Annotated in this window: 15 protein-coding genes; 5 read left to right on the top strand and 10 right to left on the bottom strand. The window is 60.5% G+C overall.

Annotated elements, in window-relative coordinates; translation table 11 throughout:
* Positions 1 to 19: 19 nt before the first annotated feature.
* Positions 20 to 1,996, bottom strand: coding sequence for a methylmalonyl-CoA mutase family protein (locus ABWV64_RS05455; RefSeq protein WP_353343254.1), 1,977 nt, complete (start codon positions 1,994 to 1,996; stop codon positions 20 to 22).
* A gap of 125 nt (positions 1,997 to 2,121) precedes the next feature.
* Complete coding sequence (locus tag ABWV64_RS05450) at positions 2,122 to 2,748, bottom strand: GNAT family N-acetyltransferase (protein WP_353343253.1); 627 nt, start codon at positions 2,746 to 2,748, stop codon at positions 2,122 to 2,124.
* Between the two features lie 193 nt (positions 2,749 to 2,941).
* On the opposite strand from ABWV64_RS05450, the gene ccrA reads away from it, so the two are divergent.
* The 5 genes from ccrA (at position 2,942) to ABWV64_RS05425 (ending at position 8,475) form a co-directional block, all read left to right on the top strand.
* Positions 2,942 to 4,213: a crotonyl-CoA carboxylase/reductase gene (gene ccrA, locus ABWV64_RS05445; protein ID WP_353343252.1), complete on the top strand. Its 1,272-nt coding sequence runs from the start codon at positions 2,942 to 2,944 to the stop codon at positions 4,211 to 4,213.
* 385 nt (positions 4,214 to 4,598) lie between these two features.
* On the top strand, positions 4,599 to 5,324 hold the full coding sequence (locus ABWV64_RS05440; protein WP_353343251.1) for a helix-turn-helix transcriptional regulator: 726 nt from the start codon (positions 4,599 to 4,601) through the stop codon (positions 5,322 to 5,324).
* Between the two features lie 159 nt (positions 5,325 to 5,483).
* Positions 5,484 to 6,122 (top strand): acyl-homoserine-lactone synthase, encoded by a 639-nt coding sequence (locus ABWV64_RS05435; RefSeq protein ID WP_353343250.1) that lies wholly within the window; start codon positions 5,484 to 5,486, stop codon positions 6,120 to 6,122.
* A gap of 83 nt (positions 6,123 to 6,205) precedes the next feature.
* Positions 6,206 to 7,756 carry an ATP-dependent DNA helicase gene (locus tag ABWV64_RS05430; protein ID WP_353343249.1) on the top strand — a complete coding sequence of 517 codons (1,551 nt, stop codon included), beginning with the start codon at positions 6,206 to 6,208 and terminating at the stop codon, positions 7,754 to 7,756.
* Positions 7,753 to 8,475: an SDR family oxidoreductase gene (locus tag ABWV64_RS05425; RefSeq protein WP_353343248.1), complete on the top strand. Its 723-nt coding sequence runs from the start codon at positions 7,753 to 7,755 to the stop codon at positions 8,473 to 8,475. The genes ABWV64_RS05430 and ABWV64_RS05425 overlap by 4 nt, the downstream gene beginning before the upstream one ends.
* 7 nt (positions 8,476 to 8,482) lie before the next feature.
* Here the strand turns inward: ABWV64_RS05425 and ABWV64_RS05420 are convergent, their stop codons facing one another.
* The 8 genes from ABWV64_RS05420 to ABWV64_RS05385 all read right to left on the bottom strand — a co-directional run bounded on the left by ABWV64_RS05420 (position 8,483) and on the right by ABWV64_RS05385 (position 16,015).
* Positions 8,483 to 9,250, bottom strand: a complete 768-nt coding sequence (locus ABWV64_RS05420) for a TIGR02186 family protein (RefSeq protein WP_353343247.1) — start codon at positions 9,248 to 9,250, stop codon at positions 8,483 to 8,485.
* Positions 9,247 to 10,161 carry a sulfite exporter TauE/SafE family protein gene (locus ABWV64_RS05415; RefSeq protein ID WP_353343246.1) on the bottom strand — a complete coding sequence of 305 codons (915 nt, stop codon included), beginning with the start codon at positions 10,159 to 10,161 and terminating at the stop codon, positions 9,247 to 9,249. The genes ABWV64_RS05420 and ABWV64_RS05415 overlap by 4 nt, the downstream gene beginning before the upstream one ends.
* A gap of 89 nt (positions 10,162 to 10,250) precedes the next feature.
* The gene (locus ABWV64_RS05410; RefSeq protein ID WP_353343245.1) at positions 10,251 to 11,258 is read right to left on the bottom strand and encodes an ABC transporter permease; all 1,008 of its coding nucleotides are present in this window, start codon (positions 11,256 to 11,258) and stop codon (positions 10,251 to 10,253) included.
* Between the two features lie 7 nt (positions 11,259 to 11,265).
* Positions 11,266 to 11,895, bottom strand: coding sequence for a LysE family translocator (locus ABWV64_RS05405; protein ID WP_353343244.1), 630 nt, complete (start codon positions 11,893 to 11,895; stop codon positions 11,266 to 11,268).
* The gene (locus ABWV64_RS05400; protein WP_353343243.1) at positions 11,895 to 12,992 is read right to left on the bottom strand and encodes an ABC transporter permease; all 1,098 of its coding nucleotides are present in this window, start codon (positions 12,990 to 12,992) and stop codon (positions 11,895 to 11,897) included. The genes ABWV64_RS05405 and ABWV64_RS05400 overlap by 1 nt, the downstream gene beginning before the upstream one ends.
* The gene (locus ABWV64_RS05395; RefSeq protein ID WP_353343242.1) at positions 12,993 to 14,609 is read right to left on the bottom strand and encodes an ABC transporter ATP-binding protein; all 1,617 of its coding nucleotides are present in this window, start codon (positions 14,607 to 14,609) and stop codon (positions 12,993 to 12,995) included.
* Positions 14,599 to 14,982 carry a hypothetical protein gene (locus tag ABWV64_RS05390; protein ID WP_353343241.1) on the bottom strand — a complete coding sequence of 128 codons (384 nt, stop codon included), beginning with the start codon at positions 14,980 to 14,982 and terminating at the stop codon, positions 14,599 to 14,601. The genes ABWV64_RS05395 and ABWV64_RS05390 overlap by 11 nt, the downstream gene beginning before the upstream one ends.
* Positions 14,983 to 15,025: 43 nt before the next feature.
* Positions 15,026 to 16,015, bottom strand: a complete 990-nt coding sequence (locus ABWV64_RS05385; RefSeq protein WP_353343240.1) for a BMP family lipoprotein — start codon at positions 16,013 to 16,015, stop codon at positions 15,026 to 15,028.
* Between the last annotated feature and the right edge of the window lie 35 nt (positions 16,016 to 16,050).

Genomic DNA, 16,050 nt, shown 5'->3' with positions numbered 1-16,050 from the left:
TCAAATTTCGTGATGTCTCTTATTCGGCGGCGACCGATTGCGGGTCCACCAGCGTGACGATGTCCATCATGATGGTGTTGAGCTCGAAATCCTTGGGGGTATAGACCTTGGCCACACCCATGGCGAGCAAACGTTTGGCATCGTCATCGGGGATGATGCCGCCGACGACAACGGGGATATGCGTCAAGCCTGCCGCGCGCATCCGCTCCATCATGTCCTCGACCAGCGGGATATGCGAGCCGGACAGGATCGACAGGCCGACAACATGGGCCTCGCCGTTTTGCGCGGCCTCGACCAATTGCTCGGGCGTCAGGCGGATGCCCTCGTAATCGATATCCATGCCGCAATCACGGGCGCGGAAGGCGATTTGCTCGGCGCCGTTGGAATGCCCGTCAAGGCCGGGTTTGCCGACGAGGAACTTGAGGCGGCGGCCCAATTTGTCCGAGACGGTGTTGACCGCATCGCGGATGTCATCAAGGCCTTCGGTCTTGTTCGACACCGATCCCGACACGCCGGTCGGGCCGCGGTATTCGCCAAAGACGCTGCGCATTTGCGCGGCCCATTCGCCGGTGGTGACCCCCGCCTTGGCCGCCGCGATCGACGGACCCATGACGTTGTCGCCCGCCGCCGCAGCAGCGCGCAGATCGGCAAGGGCTTTTTCCACCGCATCGCTGTCACGCGCGGCGCGCCACTCGTTCAAACGGCTGATCTGTTCGTTCTCGACGGCCGGATCGACGACCATAATGCCGCCATCGCCGGTCATCAGCGGCGAAGGCTCGCCCTGTTGCCATTTGTTGACGCCCACCACGATGGTTTCGTTCTTTTCGATACGGCCCAAACGCTCGGCGTTGCTCTCGACGAGGCGCGATTTCATATATTCGATCGAGGAGATCGCGCCGCCCATGCTGTCGAGGTTGGCCAATTCAGCGCGCGCCCCTTCCTTGAGCGCGGCGACCTTGGCGTCCACGGCGGGGTTGCCGTCGAACAGGTCCTCATATTCGAGCAGGTCGGTTTCATAGGCCATGATCTGCTGCATCCGCATCGACCATTGTTGATCCCACGGGCGCGGCAGGCCGAGCGCCTCGTTCCATGCGGGCAATTGCACGGCGCGGGCGCGGGCGTTTTTCGACAAGGTCACGGCCAGCATCTCGATCAGGATGCGGTAGACGTTGTTTTCGGGCTGTTGCTCGGTCAGGCCAAGGCTGTTGACCTGCACGCCATAGCGGAAGCGGCGGAATTTCGGATCGGTGATGCCGTAGCGCTCGGCGGTGATCTCGTCCCACAATTCGACAAAGGCGCGCATTTTGCACATCTCGGTCACAAAACGGATGCCCGCGTTCACAAAGAAGGAAATCCGGCCCACGAGGGTGGGGAAATCTTCGGCGGGGACTTTGTCTTTCAGCTCGTCGAGAACCGCAATGGCGGTGGCAAGGGCAAAGGACAATTCTTGCTCCGGCGTCGCGCCCGCCTCTTGCAGGTGATAGGAGCACACGTTCATCGGGTTCCATTTGGGCACGTTGGTATAGCAATATTCAGCCACATCCGCGATCAGTTTGAGCGAGGGTTTGGGCGGCAAGATATAGGTGCCGCGGCTGAGGTATTCCTTGATGATGTCGTTTTGCACCGTGCCTTGCAGCTTGGAGATATCGGCGCCTTGCTCTTCGGCGGCGGCGATATAAAGCGAGAGCAGCCAAGGCGCGGTGGCGTTGATGGTCATCGAGGTGTTCATCTGCTCCAGAGGGATCTGGTCGAAGAGGGTGCGCATATCGCCGATATGGCACACCGGCACGCCAACCTTGCCGACTTCGCCGCGGCTGAGGATGTGATCGCTGTCATATCCGGTTTGGGTGGGCAAATCGAAAGCCACCGACAGGCCGGTTTGCCCCTTGGCGAGGTTGCCACGATAAAGCGCGTTGGAGGCTTTGGCCGTGGAGTGACCCGAATAGGTCCGGATCAGCCAAGGGCGGTCTTTTTTCACTTCGGGTGCATCGGTCATGGCAGGCCTCCGGCGGCATAGGGATGAATCAGTTGAGCAATATTATTGCGTTACCGATTAGATAGCCGGAATTTCATGTCTACGTCAATTCGCCGCAATGCGGCATAAGTCGCAACCCTGCGGCATTATTCGGCCAAACCGGTCGTATCTGCGCTCTCGGGCGGGGCCCAGATCATCGTGGTCGCATAGGAAAACCCCAATATCCGCCGCAATGGCCATGCGGAGTGGGTCTCGCCCGCAACGAAACCTTGGCGTTCATAGAGGGCGCGCGCCCGCGGATTGGTGTCGATCACATCAAGGCGTAGCTGCCGATACCCGCGCGTCACGGCGGTTTGCTTGATGGCGGTGAGCAAGGCCGATCCGACCCCGCGCCCGCGCGCCTCTTTGGTCACAAAAATACCGTCCATCAGCAATTCATCCGGCGTCAGCTTGCGTTCAAGCGCAGCAAGCACCGGAGCGCGCAAAAGCGTATGCCACCAGCCATAATGCTGGGCCAATTCCGTAAGCCCGCCGCCGGAAAACGCCCCCTGAGAGGTTTTGAACCCCGCAAGCCCGAGCAAGCGGCCTTGCGGCGTGCGCGCGCAGACACAGTAGTCAGGATCGAGGGTTTGCGCGAAAAATGCCGTGGCTTTCGGCGCTGGCGCCATGATCTTTCCAAGCTTGGCGCCGAAGGCCTCCCAAAACAGGGCGGCGGCCAGTTGTCGCTCGCTGTTATGAAAACCGGTGGAGAGCGGGGGAGGCGGATGAGACATGCCTTGAATATGGGCACCCAGCGCGAAAAGAGAAGAGGATCGCGAAAACGTCGCGTAATTTCTGCGCCTGCGAGGTTATAAAATTTCAAAATCGCCATAAGTAGGATTGCATTGTTGCGCGCACGTTAATATCTCTACCCCCGATGGGCCGCGATTCTGCATTGCGGCATGGAGACACGCACAGGAGGCTACTATGGCTGATTTCGCGCAATACGACGCACCAAAGAAAGACCTTTACGAGATTGGCGAGATGCCGCCGCTGGGCCATGTGCCAAAGCAAATGTATGCTTGGGCGATCCGCCGCGAGCGTCACGGCGAGCCGGACACGTCGTTCAAGAAAGAGGTCGTGGACACGTGGCAAATCGACAGCCACGAGGTTCTGGTGCTCGTGATGGCCGCTGGCGTCAACTATAACGGCGTTTGGGCGGGCCTCGGTCAGCCGATCAGCCCCTTTGACGTGCATGGCGATCCCTATCACATCGCGGGCTCCGATGCCTCGGGCATCGTTTGGGCCGTGGGTGACAAGGTCAAGACATGGAAAGTCGGCGACGAGGTGGTCATTCACTGTAACCAAGATGACGGCGACGACGAAGAGTGCAACGGCGGCGATCCGATGTTCTCTCCGACGCAACGTATCTGGGGCTACGAGACCGGCGACGGATCTTTCGCACAGTTCACCCGCGTGCAAGCGCAGCAGCTTATGCCGCGCCCCAAGCACCTGACATGGGAAGAGGCCGCTTGCTACACGCTGACGCTGGCCACCGCATATCGTATGCTCTTTGGTCACCACCCCCATGAGCTCAAGCCCGGTCAGAACGTTCTGGTTTGGGGCGCGTCGGGCGGTCTTGGCTCCTATGCGATCCAATTGGCGAATACCGCCGGTGCCAATGCGATCGGTGTGATCTCGGACGAGAGCAAACGCCAGTTTGTGATGGATCAGGGCGCCAAGGGCGTGATCAACCGCAAGGATTTCAACTGCTGGGGCCAATTGCCCACGGTGAACAGCCCCGAATACAACGAATGGCTCAAAGAAGCGCGCAAGTTCGGCAAGGCGATCTGGGACATCACCGGCAAGGGCGTGAGCGTCGATATGGTGTTCGAACACCCCGGTGAGGCGACCTTCCCCGTTTCGACCCTTGTGGTGAAAAAGGGCGGTATCGTTGTGATCTGCGCCGGCACCTCGGGCTTCAACTGCACCTTCGACGTGCGCTATATGTGGATGCACCAGAAGCGTTTGCAAGGCTCGCACTTCGCCAACCTTAAGCAAGCCGCATCGGCCAACCGCCTGATGATCGAGCGCCGCCTTGATCCGTGCATGTCCGAAGTCTTCGCATGGGATGACATCCCCGCGGCGCATATGAAAATGCTGCGCAACGAGCACAAGCCGGGCAACATGGCCGTTCTGGTCCAAGCGCCCAAAACCGGTTTGCGCACCGTTGAGGACGTGATCGAAGCGGGCAAGTAAGCCGCGCCCGATCAAGATTAACCCTGTCTTTAACAAGTCTGGGTCATTCTAAGCCTGCGAATCGAGTGATCGGTTCGCAGGCTTTTTGGTTCGAATGGGTGCGTTTTTATAAAACAAGGCCTTAGAATCTCTGGCCTCACTATTTTTGGGGAGTGGAAATACGCGAATTTCGCATTTTTCACTCGCGTGCTACGATATTATTAACCATTCGTTAACCACTCACGGGCGAGATTCACCATGCAGAATGACTGGATACTGGACGTACTCTCCGACTTGAAAACTTTTGCTTCGGGCAATGGTTTGACAGCCTTGGCTGAACAGCTGGATGATGCCACGCTGATCGCTGCGGCAGAGCTTGCGTCGCATGGAAAGGGGCCGCGACAACATGCCTGCACCGAGGCAACAACGGCTGGAAGCTATATTGGAGGATCTCGAACAGGCCTCCGAGCTTGAACATATGCAAGACGTCAGCGAAGCGCTTCGCGACGTCTTCAAGGTCGATCATCTCGTCTATCATTGGGTCAGCAGCAATGGTGAACAATATGGATGCGGCACCTATGACCCTGAATGGGTTCAACATTACATCTTAAAAGACTACCTGCGCGTCGATCCCGTTGTGGTCGGCTGCTACCAACGCTTCCATCCGGTGGATTGGAAGCGACTGGATTGGAGCAGCAAAGCGGCGCGGGCCTTTCAAGCGGATGCCATCGCCCATGGGGTCGGCAATCAAGGCTACTCCGTGCCTATCCGCGGTCCCAACGGCCAGTTCGCGCTCTTCACCGTTTCGCACAATTGCGACGATGACACTTGGGCGGCCTTTACCGAGGCGAACCGCCGCGATCTGATCCTGATCGCGCATTACTTCAATCAAAAGGCCATCGAGTTCGAACCCGATCGTACGCCGGAGCCTGCGCAGCCGCTCTCGCCGCGCGAGATCGATGCCATGACGCTTTTGGCGATCGGATACAGCCGCGCTCAGGTTGCCGAAACGCTCGCGATTTCCGAGCATACGCTGCGGGTCTATATCGAGGCCGCGCGCTTCAAGCTGGGCGCGATGAATACGACTCACGCCGTTGCGCGGGCGTTGTCGCGCGGGCTGATCGTCGTATAGAATTTCTTTACCCGCGCGCCCCTTGACCTGCGGCGCGCGGGTGTTTTCCTTATTTTTAAGGCCTGTTGAGCCTTCTTGACATGGGCGCGCGCTGGTTGGGGTGCGTTAACCATATAGCGCTATTCTCCTTTTGTTCTCATCGGAAAAAGGGGCTTCCAAATGATCCGCTATATCTATGCCAACGATCTTCATGCTTATCCCAAACTGGCGCGCTCGATGTTTCTTGACCGTGCGGACCAATTCAAAACCCGCCTTGGTTGGGAGGTCACCGTGGATGCAAACGGTGAGGAGCGCGATGAATATGACGCGCTCAACCCGCTTTATGTGATTTGGGAAAAGGCCGATGGCACCCACGGCGGCTCGATGCGGTTGTTGCCCACCACGGGGCCGGTGATGATCAACGATCACTTCAGCCATTTGACCGGCGGCGTGCATATTGAAAGCCCGCTGATTTGGGAATGCACCCGCTTTTGCCTCGCGCGCGACACCGATCCCAATACCGCCGCCGCGCTGATGCTGGCGGGCGGCGAGGTGATGACCGGTTTTGGCGTCAAACACTACGCCGGTGTGTTCGACGCGCGCATGGTGCGCATCTATCGCCTGATCGGCTCCTCGCCCGAGGTGCTTGGCTCGCAAGGGGCGGGGCGCGACAAGATTTCCGTCGGCCTGTGGGAGTTCACCCCCGAGGCGCAGGCGCGCGTGGCGCAGCGCGCGGGTATCTCCCCGCAATTGTCACGGCTTTGGTTCGAGCGTGCCTTTGGGCGCAAAACCCGCCAACGCATGGCAAAATCCGCCTGATCCGCACCGCAAATCGCACCTGATAGGCCTTCGGCAAAGGATGGTCTCTGGCCCTTCATGGCGCGGTGATTTATCGTTGCGCCATGTCCCAACTTGCCCCCGTCTCCAGCGTCACATTCTCCCACGATCAGGCCGCCGCCTTTGACAGCATCGCCGAGGCGCTGCGCGGGGCGGGTGTGGATATCGAAAATGCGACCCTGACCCCGCCGCGTGATGGCGGCGCCTCGCAGGTTCTGGCCGTGATCGGCAAGGCGGGGTCGGGCAAAACGCTCCTGCTCGCAGAGCTTTACCGCGCCATGGAAGAGGCGGGGGTGCAATTGGTCAGCGGCGATTTCGAAAGCCGCAAAGCGCGCGACAAACGCAGCCTCGCGATCCTCGCGCCGACCAATAAAGCGGCCAGCGTTTTGCGTCTGCGCGGGGTGCCCGCGACGACGATCCACCGCATTCTTTATACGCCGGTCTATGATCCCGAATACGAGCGCATCGCCGAATGGTTGGCGGGCAATGGCGAGCGGCCCGAGATCGACGGGTTGACTGAGGTTGCGCTTGACCGCGCCTTTGCCTTCTTTCAAAGCAACAAATCCATTCCGGGTGCGATGGCGGCGGCGGGGCTGCGCGGGTCGGATTTCATCACCGGATGGAAGCGGCGCGAAGAGGGGCTTGATATCGGTTTCGTCGATGAGAGCTCGATGCTCGACGAAAAGCAATTCAATGATCTCAAAGAGATTTTTTCCACCCTTGTGCTGTTTGGCGATCCGGCGCAGCTTGCCCCTGTCGGGCAATCGGGGTCGATGGTGTTTGACGGGCTGAGCGCGCCTGCGAAGCTCGAATTGAGCCGCATCCACCGCCAAGACGCCGACAATCCGATCTTGGATCTGGCCCATGCTCTGGCCGATCCGGCGCTTGAATTCCATCACTTCGAGGCGATGATCGAAGAGAAGGCCAAGTGCGACGACCGCGTGATCTGGGCCAGCCGTGTCGAGGTGGATTTGATGGCGCGCAGTCCGGTTCTGGTCTGGCGCAATGCCACGCGCATCCGGTTGATCAACGCCTTTCGCGCCGTGCATGGCGCGCCCGAAACCGCGCTTTTGGCCGGAGAGCCGCTGATCTGCGACGGGTTGGAATTGCCGCTCAAACATCGCAAGAAACGGCTCGATCTTGAGGCGCGCGGCCTGATCAAAGGCGCGCAGGTGGTCTATTTGGGCGAGGGGCGCAAACCGGGGTTTTCGCGGCTTCATGTGATGGGGGCGGAAGACCCGCAACTTTCGGCGGCTTCTATCGTGAAAATCGAAAAACCTGATGAGGAAGAACCCTTTATCCCCTTTGCCGCCCGTATGGGGGCGACGTTTTTGCACGGGGCGGCGGTGACGATTCACAAGGCGCAGGGCAGCCAGTGGGAGAATGTTCAGGTCTTTGCGCCCGACCTCTATGTGGCGGCCAAAATGGGCCGGATCGAGGCGGGTCAACCGCTTTGGAAACGGCTGGCCTATGTGGCGATCACCCGCGCCGAGCAGCGGCTTTATTGGGTGGTGCGCAACCGTCTGGCAAAGCCGACCTATGGATTGACGGTCGATGATTTGACGCCCGCAAGCGTGCCCTTGGAACTGAAATTGCAATCGGAGGCGGCCCCATGAACAGCATCATGATCACTGGCGCAAGCAGCGGCATCGGCGCCGCGTGCGCGCAGGCGTTTTTGGACGCGGGGTGGCGCGTCGGGCTTTTGGCGCGCCGCGCCGAGCCGCTTGAGGATTTGGCGCAAGGGCGCGGCGATGCGGCGGTGATTTTGCCCGCCGACGTAACCGACGAGGCGCAGGTCGAGGCCGCATTCGAGCGCTTCATCCAAAAGGCTGGGCGGCTCGACGTATTGTTCAATAATGCGGGAATGTTCGGACCGATGGCCCCGATTGACGAGATCAGCCTTGCCGAGTGGCAATCGGTGGTCGATCTCAATCTGACGGGGATGTTTTTGGCTGCGCGCGCGGCCGTTCGCCAAATGCGCGCACAAAACCCCCAAGGCGGGCGGATCATCAACAACGGGTCGGTTTCGGCCCATAGCCCGCGCGCGGGATCGACCTGTTACACCACGACAAAACACGGGGTGTCGGGATTGACCAAGACCCTGTCCTTGGACGGGCGGGCCTATAATATCGCCTGCGGGCAGATCGATATCGGCAATGCGCGCACGGCGCTTTTGGAGGAGATCATCGCGCAAAACCCCAAGGATGCGCCGCCGGTGATGGATGTCGCGGATGTGGCCAAATCGGTGCTCGCCATGGCGCAGTTGCCGCTTGAGGCGAATGTGCAAAGCATGATGCTGATGGCGACCAAGATGCCGCATATCGGCCGCGGCTAACGCCGGATCAGCGTTCGCGGATCAACCGGAACAGCGCCGAGGCCCCCCATCCGGCCAGCACCGCCAAAGCCAAAGACAACAGCCCGTAGACCAGAGGTTGGCGGCGCGAGAGATTGAACAAAAACTGCTCCAAACCGACTTTGCGCACGGCGATGTCGCTGTCGTGGCTGGCAATGATATTCCCGCTGCGGGCAAGGAATATGCGCACCTGATACATTCCATCGGTCAAATTCGCGGGCAGCGAAATCGAGGTGCTAAACAGCGTGTCTTGGGCCACTTCGACGGTGCTATCGAGCTGTATGAACGCGCCTTCATCGGTGCGGATACGGATCACCGCATCGGCGAAATCCTTGCCGCGCGGGTTCAACAGCCGCGCCGTATAGGCCCGCACCGCGCGCGGGATCGAGATGCGTTCGCGCCGGTCATCCTTGGCGGAAATCACCTCACCCAAAGGCGCGGAGCTGGCCACGGCGTAGAAGGAAGGCGCGGCGTCGATGACTTCGGATTCGGTGTTGATCCAGATGCCGTAACGCCGCTCCTTGCGCCGCACAACAAGCGGCGCGAGCGGCCCTGCGACGGTGATCACCACATCGAGGTTTTCGGGAGGGATCGGGGCTTCGCGCTTGATCGCGCCAAAGATCAAAAGCTCGGATCCGGAGAAATCGGCGGTGATGGCGATGCTGTCTTGCGACAGGCCGAGCACGATATCCTCTTGGGCGCAGAGCGGCGCGGCGCAAAGCCATGCAAGCAGTATGGCCCCGATGCGCGCGATCATTTGGCGACCATCGGCGCGACGGAGTAGACCTCGCTGGGCGGCAAGAGCAGGTCAAGCGCCAGTTTGGCGCAGACCAAAAGCACCAAGGCCCCGAGCAGGACGCGCAAGGATTCGGGCCGCATTTTCGCGCCGATCCGCGTGCCGAATTGCGCCCCCACGACGCCGCCGAGGATCAACAAAACCGCCAAGGCGATGTCGACGGTATGGTTGGTCGTCGCGTGCAAAAGTGTCGTGAAGGCGGTGACAAAAAGGATCTGGTAAAGCGAGGTGCCGATCACGACTTTGGTTGGCATTCCAAGCAGATAGATCATCGCGGGCACCATGATGAAGCCGCCGCCGACCCCCATGACGGCCGAGAGCACACCGACAAACAGCCCGACCATCACGGGCGGCAGAACCGAGATATAAAGCCCCGATGTGCGAAACCGCATTTTGAACGGAAGTGCGGTGATCCATCCGCGCTGACGGCGCGGTTTGGGGGTGCTGGCCTTGCTGCGGCGCATGGCGCGCAGGCTTTCCACCATCATCAAACCGCCGACGATGCCCAGAAAAACCACGTAACACAGGTTGACCATCAAATCGACTTGGCCGAGCGCCTTGAGGTAATTGAACGCCATCACGCCAAGCGCCGAACCGGCCAGACCGCCGAGCAACAAAACGGTGCCCATGCGCAGGTCGACATTCTTGCGCCTCAGATGCGCCAAAAGCGCCGAGAAGGAGGAGGCGACGATTTGATTGGCTGAGGTGGCCACCGCAACGGCGGGCGGAATGCCGACAAAAAACAGCAAGGGCGTGATCAAAAAACCGCCGCCAACGCCAAACATGCCGGACAAAATGCCCACAATTCCGCCCAGCCCCAAAAGCAGGAACATGTTGACCGAGACTTCGGCGATGGGCAGGTAGATTTGCATATCCACTCCTAACGCGGCAGCGCAGCAAAAAGCAATCGGCCTGCGATGTTTGGCGCGAAAAAAGGCCGCAGCGCGCGGGGCAGTCTAGCCTATCGTTCCTTGATGTAAGGTTCACCGCCGGCGCGTGGCGGGATGGCTTTGCCGACGAAGCCCGCGAGGATCACCACCGTCAAGATATAGGGCAGCGCGTCCATGAATTGCACCGGCAGAGGGATGCCCGCAAGCTCGATGCTTTGGAAGCGCAGCGCGATGGCTTGGAGCAGGCCAAAGAGCAAAGTGGCACCAAGCGCATACCACGGCCGCCATTTCGCAAAAATCAGCGCCGCGAGGGCGATGAATCCGCGCCCTGCGCTCATCTCTTTGACAAATCCGGCTTGCAAGGCGGTCGCCAGATAGCCCCCCGCAATGCCGCACAGCACGCCGCAGATCGCCACAGCGGCAAAGCGCAGGCCGATCACCGAAACCCCCGCCGTATCGACGGCGGCAGGGTTCTCGCCCACGGCGCGCAGGCGCAGGCCGAAGCGCGTGCGATAGAGCAGCCACCACGTTGCGGGCACACAGGCCAGCGCGAGATAGACGAGGATCGTCTGCCCCGAGATCACTTCGGAATAAACCTGTTGCAGCGGGCCAGCCTCGGCGATCAGGTCCGATAGGGGGCGCGCGGCGGCTTTGGCCTCATCCGGGCCGATGGCGAAGGGCAGGGTGATCTGCTCGAACCGCGCGCCGCCGATCAGCGACGGCGTGCGCCCGCCTTGGCGAAACCATGCTTGGGCGATGAGAACCGTGAGGCCCGAGGCAAGGAAATTGATCGCCACGCCGGAGATCAGTTGATTGCCGCGAAAGGTGATCGAGGCGATGCCGTGCAACGCCGAAAGCGCCATGGAGGCGGCGACCCCCGCCAAGAGGCCGAGCCAGACCGAGCCGGTCATAAAGGCAATGGCCGCCGAGAAAAATGCGGCGGCGAGCATTTTGCCCTCCAGCCCGATGTCGAAAATGCCTGCGCGCTCGGAAAACAGCCCCGCAAGACAGGCCAAAAGCAGGGGCGTTGCAAGGCGGATGCTGCTGTCGAGCACTTGCAAGATCGTCAGATAGTCCATCTCTACATCACACCTTTGTTGTCGCGAGTTTGACCGCAAAGCCGAGGAAAAACAGGCCCAAGAGCGCCTCGACGGGGCGGCGCGCGCGGGCGTATCCGGCGCGGATCGGCGCCGAAGACAGCAGCACGGCCCAAAGCCCGTGCCCCAAGACCGAATTGACAAAGGCTCCGGCGACAAAAAGCGCGATCACATGCAGCGGCGCGCCGCCGATCCCGCCAAGCGCCGCAATGGCGACCCAAAAGAGCAAGGCCTTGGGGTTGGAAATTTGCATCAAGAAACCCGCCAGAGCATCGGCGCGCGCGCTGCGCGCGTGCGGGGCGTCGGCGGCTTTGATTTGCGGCGGGCGGGCGGCTTTTTTGAAGGCGCCGTAAGCCATCCAAAGCAGATATCCCGCGCCAAGGAATTTGACGGCGATCATCAGGCCAGCGGTTTTGGCCAGAAGCGCCGCCAGCCCGAGCACGGTGGCCAGGGCCAAAACGATGGCGCCAACTCCGATGCCAAGCGCGGTGGTCAGCGCCGCGCCGCGCCCGCGCGTCGTTGCCACGCCGAGGATCAACATCACCCCCGGTCCGGGGGAGAGGACGCCAGTCCATTGGATCGACCACGCCAAGAGCAGTTGCGGCAGATACTCGCCCATCACGCGCCCTCCTTGCGGCGCACCGCGAGGAACAAACGCTCCAGCGGCATGCGCACCATATTGTCGAGCGCGCCGGTGAAGAGGATCACCAAGGCTTGGATCACGACGATGAGTTCGGAGGGGATGTTGGTCCAAAGCGCCAGTTCCGCGCCGCCTTGGTAGAGAAAGCCGAAGAGCAATGCGGCGAGCAGCACGCCGAAGGGGTGGTTGCGCCCCATCAGCGCCACGGCGATGCCGATGAACCCCGCGCCTTCCACGGCGTTCATCACGAGGCGTTCGGCCTCGCCCATGACGTTATTGATCGCCATGCCGCCCGCCAATGCGCCCGAGATCAGCACCGCGATGATTGCCACTTTGGGCGCGGAAATCCCCGCATAGGTCGCGCCGCTTTCCGAATGGCCCAAGGCGCGGATCTCATAGCCCAGCCGCGTGCGCCAGATCAGCGCCCAAACAAAGACACAGGCCAAAAGCGCCACGATGAGAGAGACATTCGCGGGCGCGGATTTGGAGAAATTGATCCCCAAAGGCAACAGCATGTCATGCAGCGTCGGCAAATGCGTGGCTTCAGGGAATTTGGCGGTGGACGGGTCCATAACCCCTTGGGGCCGCAGGATATTCACCAAAACATAATTGAGCAGTGCGGCGGCGATAAAGTTGAACATGATCGTGGTGATCACGATGTGGCTGCCGCGCTTGGCCTGCAAATAGGCGGGGATCAGCGCCCAAGCCGCACCAAAAAGCAGCGCCGCGCCAAAGCCGCCGAGCAGCGCGAGGGTCCAATGCGGGAAGGGCACATAAAGGCACACCAGCGCCGCGCCAAGCCCGCCGATCATCGCTTGGCCCTCGCCGCCGATATTGAACATCGCGGCGTGAAAGGCCACGGCGACGGCCAGCCCCGTGAAGATAAAACTGGTGGTGTAATAGAGCGTATAGCCCCAGCCATTGGTCGAGCCAAAAGCGCCCTGCACCATGATTTTGACGGCCTCGACGGGATTTTCGCCGATGGCAAGGATCACCAGCGCCGATAGAGTTCCGGCCAAGATCAGCGAGATCAGCGGGACGAGGATCACATCGGCCCATTGTGGCATTTTTTGCATCTACCGGTTCCCTGCTGCTTGGGGGGCATTGGCGGCGGGCTCGGCTTTGGCGGCCTGCGAGATGTGCCAGCCCTGCATCCGCTGCGTGTCTTCGCCGCCCATCCCCGCCATGAGGCAGCCCAAACCGATATGATCGGCGCTGGCGGCGGGGCCGTGGCCCATGATCTGCCCGTCGCACATGACGGCAATCCGGTCCGAAAGCGCCATGATTTCATCCAGCTCGACCGAGACCAAAAGCACCGCCTTGCCCGCGTCGCGCAGGGCGATGATCTGGTTGTGGATGAACTCGATCGCGCCGATATCGACGCCGCGCGTCGGTTGCCCGATGAGCAAAATGTCGGGGGATTGTTCGATCTCGCGGGCGACGACGATCTTTTGCTGATTGCCACCGGAAAAGTTTTTGGCCGCCAGTTTCGGATTGGGCGGGCGCACGTCGAAACGGTCCATCTTGGCTTGGGCTTCGTCGATGATGGCGGCGTTGTTCATAAACGGTCCGCGCGCCCATTTGGGGTCGCGGTGATAGCCGAACACCGTATTTTCCCAAGCGGCGAACTCCATGATCAGACCTTCGCTCTGGCGGTCTTCGGGGACATGGGCGATGCCGCGCGCACGGCGCGAACGACCGTCCGAATGGCGCCCCGTCAGGTCAAGCTCTTGGCCCTTCATGCGCACCGATCCGGTCGCGGTTTGCATCCCGCCGAGCACTTCGAGAAGCGCCGATTGACCGTTGCCCGCCACCCCCGCGATGCCGAGCACCTCTCCGGCCCGCAGCTCCAGATCGATGCTGCGCAGCCGCTCGATCCCGTCGGCATCAATGACCCGCAGCCCGCGGATTTCCAAGACCGTCTCGCCCGGGGTTGCATCGGTTTTTTCGATTTGAAGCAAAACCTTACGCCCGACCATCAATTCCGCCAACTGCTCTGGCGAGGTTTCGGAGGTCGTGACCGTGGCGGTCATTTCGCCGCGCCGCATGACCGAGACCGTATCGGTGATCTCCATAATCTCGCGCAGCTTGTGGGTGATCAGGATGATGGTTTTGCCTTCCGAGCGCAGCCGGTCGAGGATGCGAAACAACTGGTCCGCCTCGGCAGGGGTCAAAACGCCCGTCGGTTCGTCAAGGATCAAGATATCGGCGCGCCGGTAGAGCGCCTTGAGGATCTCGACACGCTGCTGCATGCCAACGCCGATCTCTTCGATCAAGGCGTCGGGATCGACCTCCAAACCGTATTCGGAGGCCAAAGATTGCAATTCGCGCCGCGCTTTGGCGAGGCTGGGGCGCAAAAGCCGCCCGTCTTCGGCGCCAAGGATGACGTTTTCGAGAACCGTGAAATTTTCGACCAGTTTGAAATGCTGGAACACCATGCCGATGCCCGCCGCGATGGCGGCTTGGCTGTCGGGGATGCGGGTTTTGTGGCCCGCGATATAAATCTCGCCCGCGTCGGCTTTGTAGAAGCCGTAAAGGATCGACATCAGCGTGGATTTGCCCGCGCCGTTTTCGCCGATAATGCCGTGGATCGTACCAGGCATGACGCGAATGGAGATGTCTTTATTGGCCTGTACCGGCCCGAAGGCCTTGGAAATGCCTTTGAGTTCGATCGCAGGTGAATTAGTCAACATCTTTCTCCACGCAATACCCACCCCTAGTGGGGGAGCCTGCCCCATCATTGATCAACCACGTGTCGGTCCACGTTCCGCCAACTGAAGAGCGCTCGATGGTTTGCACCACTGCGACGCGCTCGTTGGTACCGTTGACTAATAGCCAAATACCATCGCTGCTAGATTTGATTACCGAATAGGAGGCGGATGGGTCGTCTGAACGATCCGCCACTTTCGCAGTTAGGTCCACGTTGATCGTGATTTCATATTCGCGGTTTTCCGCGGCTGTCCATTGGCACACGAAACTCAACTGGTTCGCTTCGTGCTCAGCATGCAGAATTGAAGCGATGAGCGGAAGCAGGCCTGAGACAAATATGAAGATTAATCGTTGCATGTGGTTTGCCCTGAGCCGAACCAACGGTTCAGGGCACCTTTACTTACTCGACCGGGCAGGTGCTGTCGGACATGTAATCGTGGACCACGATTTCACCACTGGCGATTTTGGCCTTCGCGCCGTCAACCATTGCGGCCATTTCGTCATCAACCAGCGACGCGTTATGCTCGTCCAGCGCATAGTCGATGCCGCCATTGGCGACGCCCATCACGTTGAAACCGGTTTCCAGATCGGTGCCCGCCTTCATCGCATCATAGACCGCGTTGTCGACGCGCTTGAGCATCGAGGTCAGAACCTTGCCGGGGTGCATGTAGTTTTGGTTGCTGTCGACGCCGACCGAGAGGATGCCCTCATCGGCTGCGGTTTGCAAAATGCCCACGCCGGTGCCGCCAGCGGCCGCATAGACCACATCGGCGCCTTGGCTGATCTGTGCTTTGGTCAACTCGGAGCCTTTGACGGGGTCATTCCATGCGGCGGGGGTGGTGCCGGTCATGTTCTGGATGATTTTGGCATCGGGGTTCACGGCTTTGACGCCCTGCACATAGCCGCAGGCGAATTTGCGGATCAGCGGGATATCCATGCCGCCGACAAAGCCCACGGTGCCCGATTTCGACGCTTTGGCCGCCATCATGCCAACAAGGTAGGAACCTTCGTGCTCGTTGAAGACCACCGAGCGCACGTTGGGCGCATCCACGACCATGTCGATGATCGCGAATTTGGTGTCGGGGTAATCGGGGGCCACTTCGCCCAAGACGTTGCCAAAGGCAAAACCGGTCATGACGATCGGATTGGCGCCGGCTTCGGCGAAACGGCGCAGGGCCTGTTCACGCTGGGCTTCGGATTTCAACTCGATCTCGCGAAAGGTGCCGCCGGTTTCCTTGGCCCAACGCTCTGCGCCGCTAAAGGCAGCCTCGTTGAAGGATTTGTCGAATTTCCCGCCAAGGTCAAAGATCAGCGCCGGTTCGGCCAATGCGGCTCCTGCGCAGAGCGCGGTCGCGGCAGCGGCGCTCAGAATAGATTTCATAAAGGTCATGGAGTGTCTCCCAGTCATGTCACGCCCTCTTTGCG

The sequence above is a fragment of the Litorivita sp. NS0012-18 genome, assembly GCF_040371945.1.
Classification (GTDB): Bacteria; Pseudomonadota; Alphaproteobacteria; order Rhodobacterales; family Rhodobacteraceae; genus Litorivita.
Note: the sequence above shows the minus strand (reverse complement) of the source record. Positions and strands in the feature narration are given on the sequence as shown.

Coding starts and splice junctions, on each gene's coding strand:
- ABWV64_RS05455 (WP_353343254.1), bottom strand. CDS start 1,996: ATGACCGATGCACCCGAAGTGAAAAAAGACCGCCCTTGGCTGATCCGG.
- ABWV64_RS05450 (WP_353343253.1), bottom strand. CDS start 2,748: ATGTCTCATCCGCCTCCCCCGCTCTCCACCGGTTTTCATAACAGCGAG.
- ccrA (WP_353343252.1), top strand. CDS start 2,942: ATGGCTGATTTCGCGCAATACGACGCACCAAAGAAAGACCTTTACGAG.
- ABWV64_RS05440 (WP_353343251.1), top strand. CDS start 4,599: ATGCCTGCACCGAGGCAACAACGGCTGGAAGCTATATTGGAGGATCTC.
- ABWV64_RS05435 (WP_353343250.1), top strand. CDS start 5,484: ATGATCCGCTATATCTATGCCAACGATCTTCATGCTTATCCCAAACTG.
- ABWV64_RS05430 (WP_353343249.1), top strand. CDS start 6,206: ATGTCCCAACTTGCCCCCGTCTCCAGCGTCACATTCTCCCACGATCAG.
- ABWV64_RS05425 (WP_353343248.1), top strand. CDS start 7,753: ATGAACAGCATCATGATCACTGGCGCAAGCAGCGGCATCGGCGCCGCG.
- ABWV64_RS05420 (WP_353343247.1), bottom strand. CDS start 9,250: ATGATCGCGCGCATCGGGGCCATACTGCTTGCATGGCTTTGCGCCGCG.
- ABWV64_RS05415 (WP_353343246.1), bottom strand. CDS start 10,161: ATGCAAATCTACCTGCCCATCGCCGAAGTCTCGGTCAACATGTTCCTG.
- ABWV64_RS05410 (WP_353343245.1), bottom strand. CDS start 11,258: ATGGACTATCTGACGATCTTGCAAGTGCTCGACAGCAGCATCCGCCTT.
- ABWV64_RS05405 (WP_353343244.1), bottom strand. CDS start 11,895: ATGGGCGAGTATCTGCCGCAACTGCTCTTGGCGTGGTCGATCCAATGG.
- ABWV64_RS05400 (WP_353343243.1), bottom strand. CDS start 12,992: ATGCAAAAAATGCCACAATGGGCCGATGTGATCCTCGTCCCGCTGATC.
- ABWV64_RS05395 (WP_353343242.1), bottom strand. CDS start 14,609: ATGTTGACTAATTCACCTGCGATCGAACTCAAAGGCATTTCCAAGGCC.
- ABWV64_RS05390 (WP_353343241.1), bottom strand. CDS start 14,982: ATGCAACGATTAATCTTCATATTTGTCTCAGGCCTGCTTCCGCTCATC.
- ABWV64_RS05385 (WP_353343240.1), bottom strand. CDS start 16,015: ATGACCTTTATGAAATCTATTCTGAGCGCCGCTGCCGCGACCGCGCTC.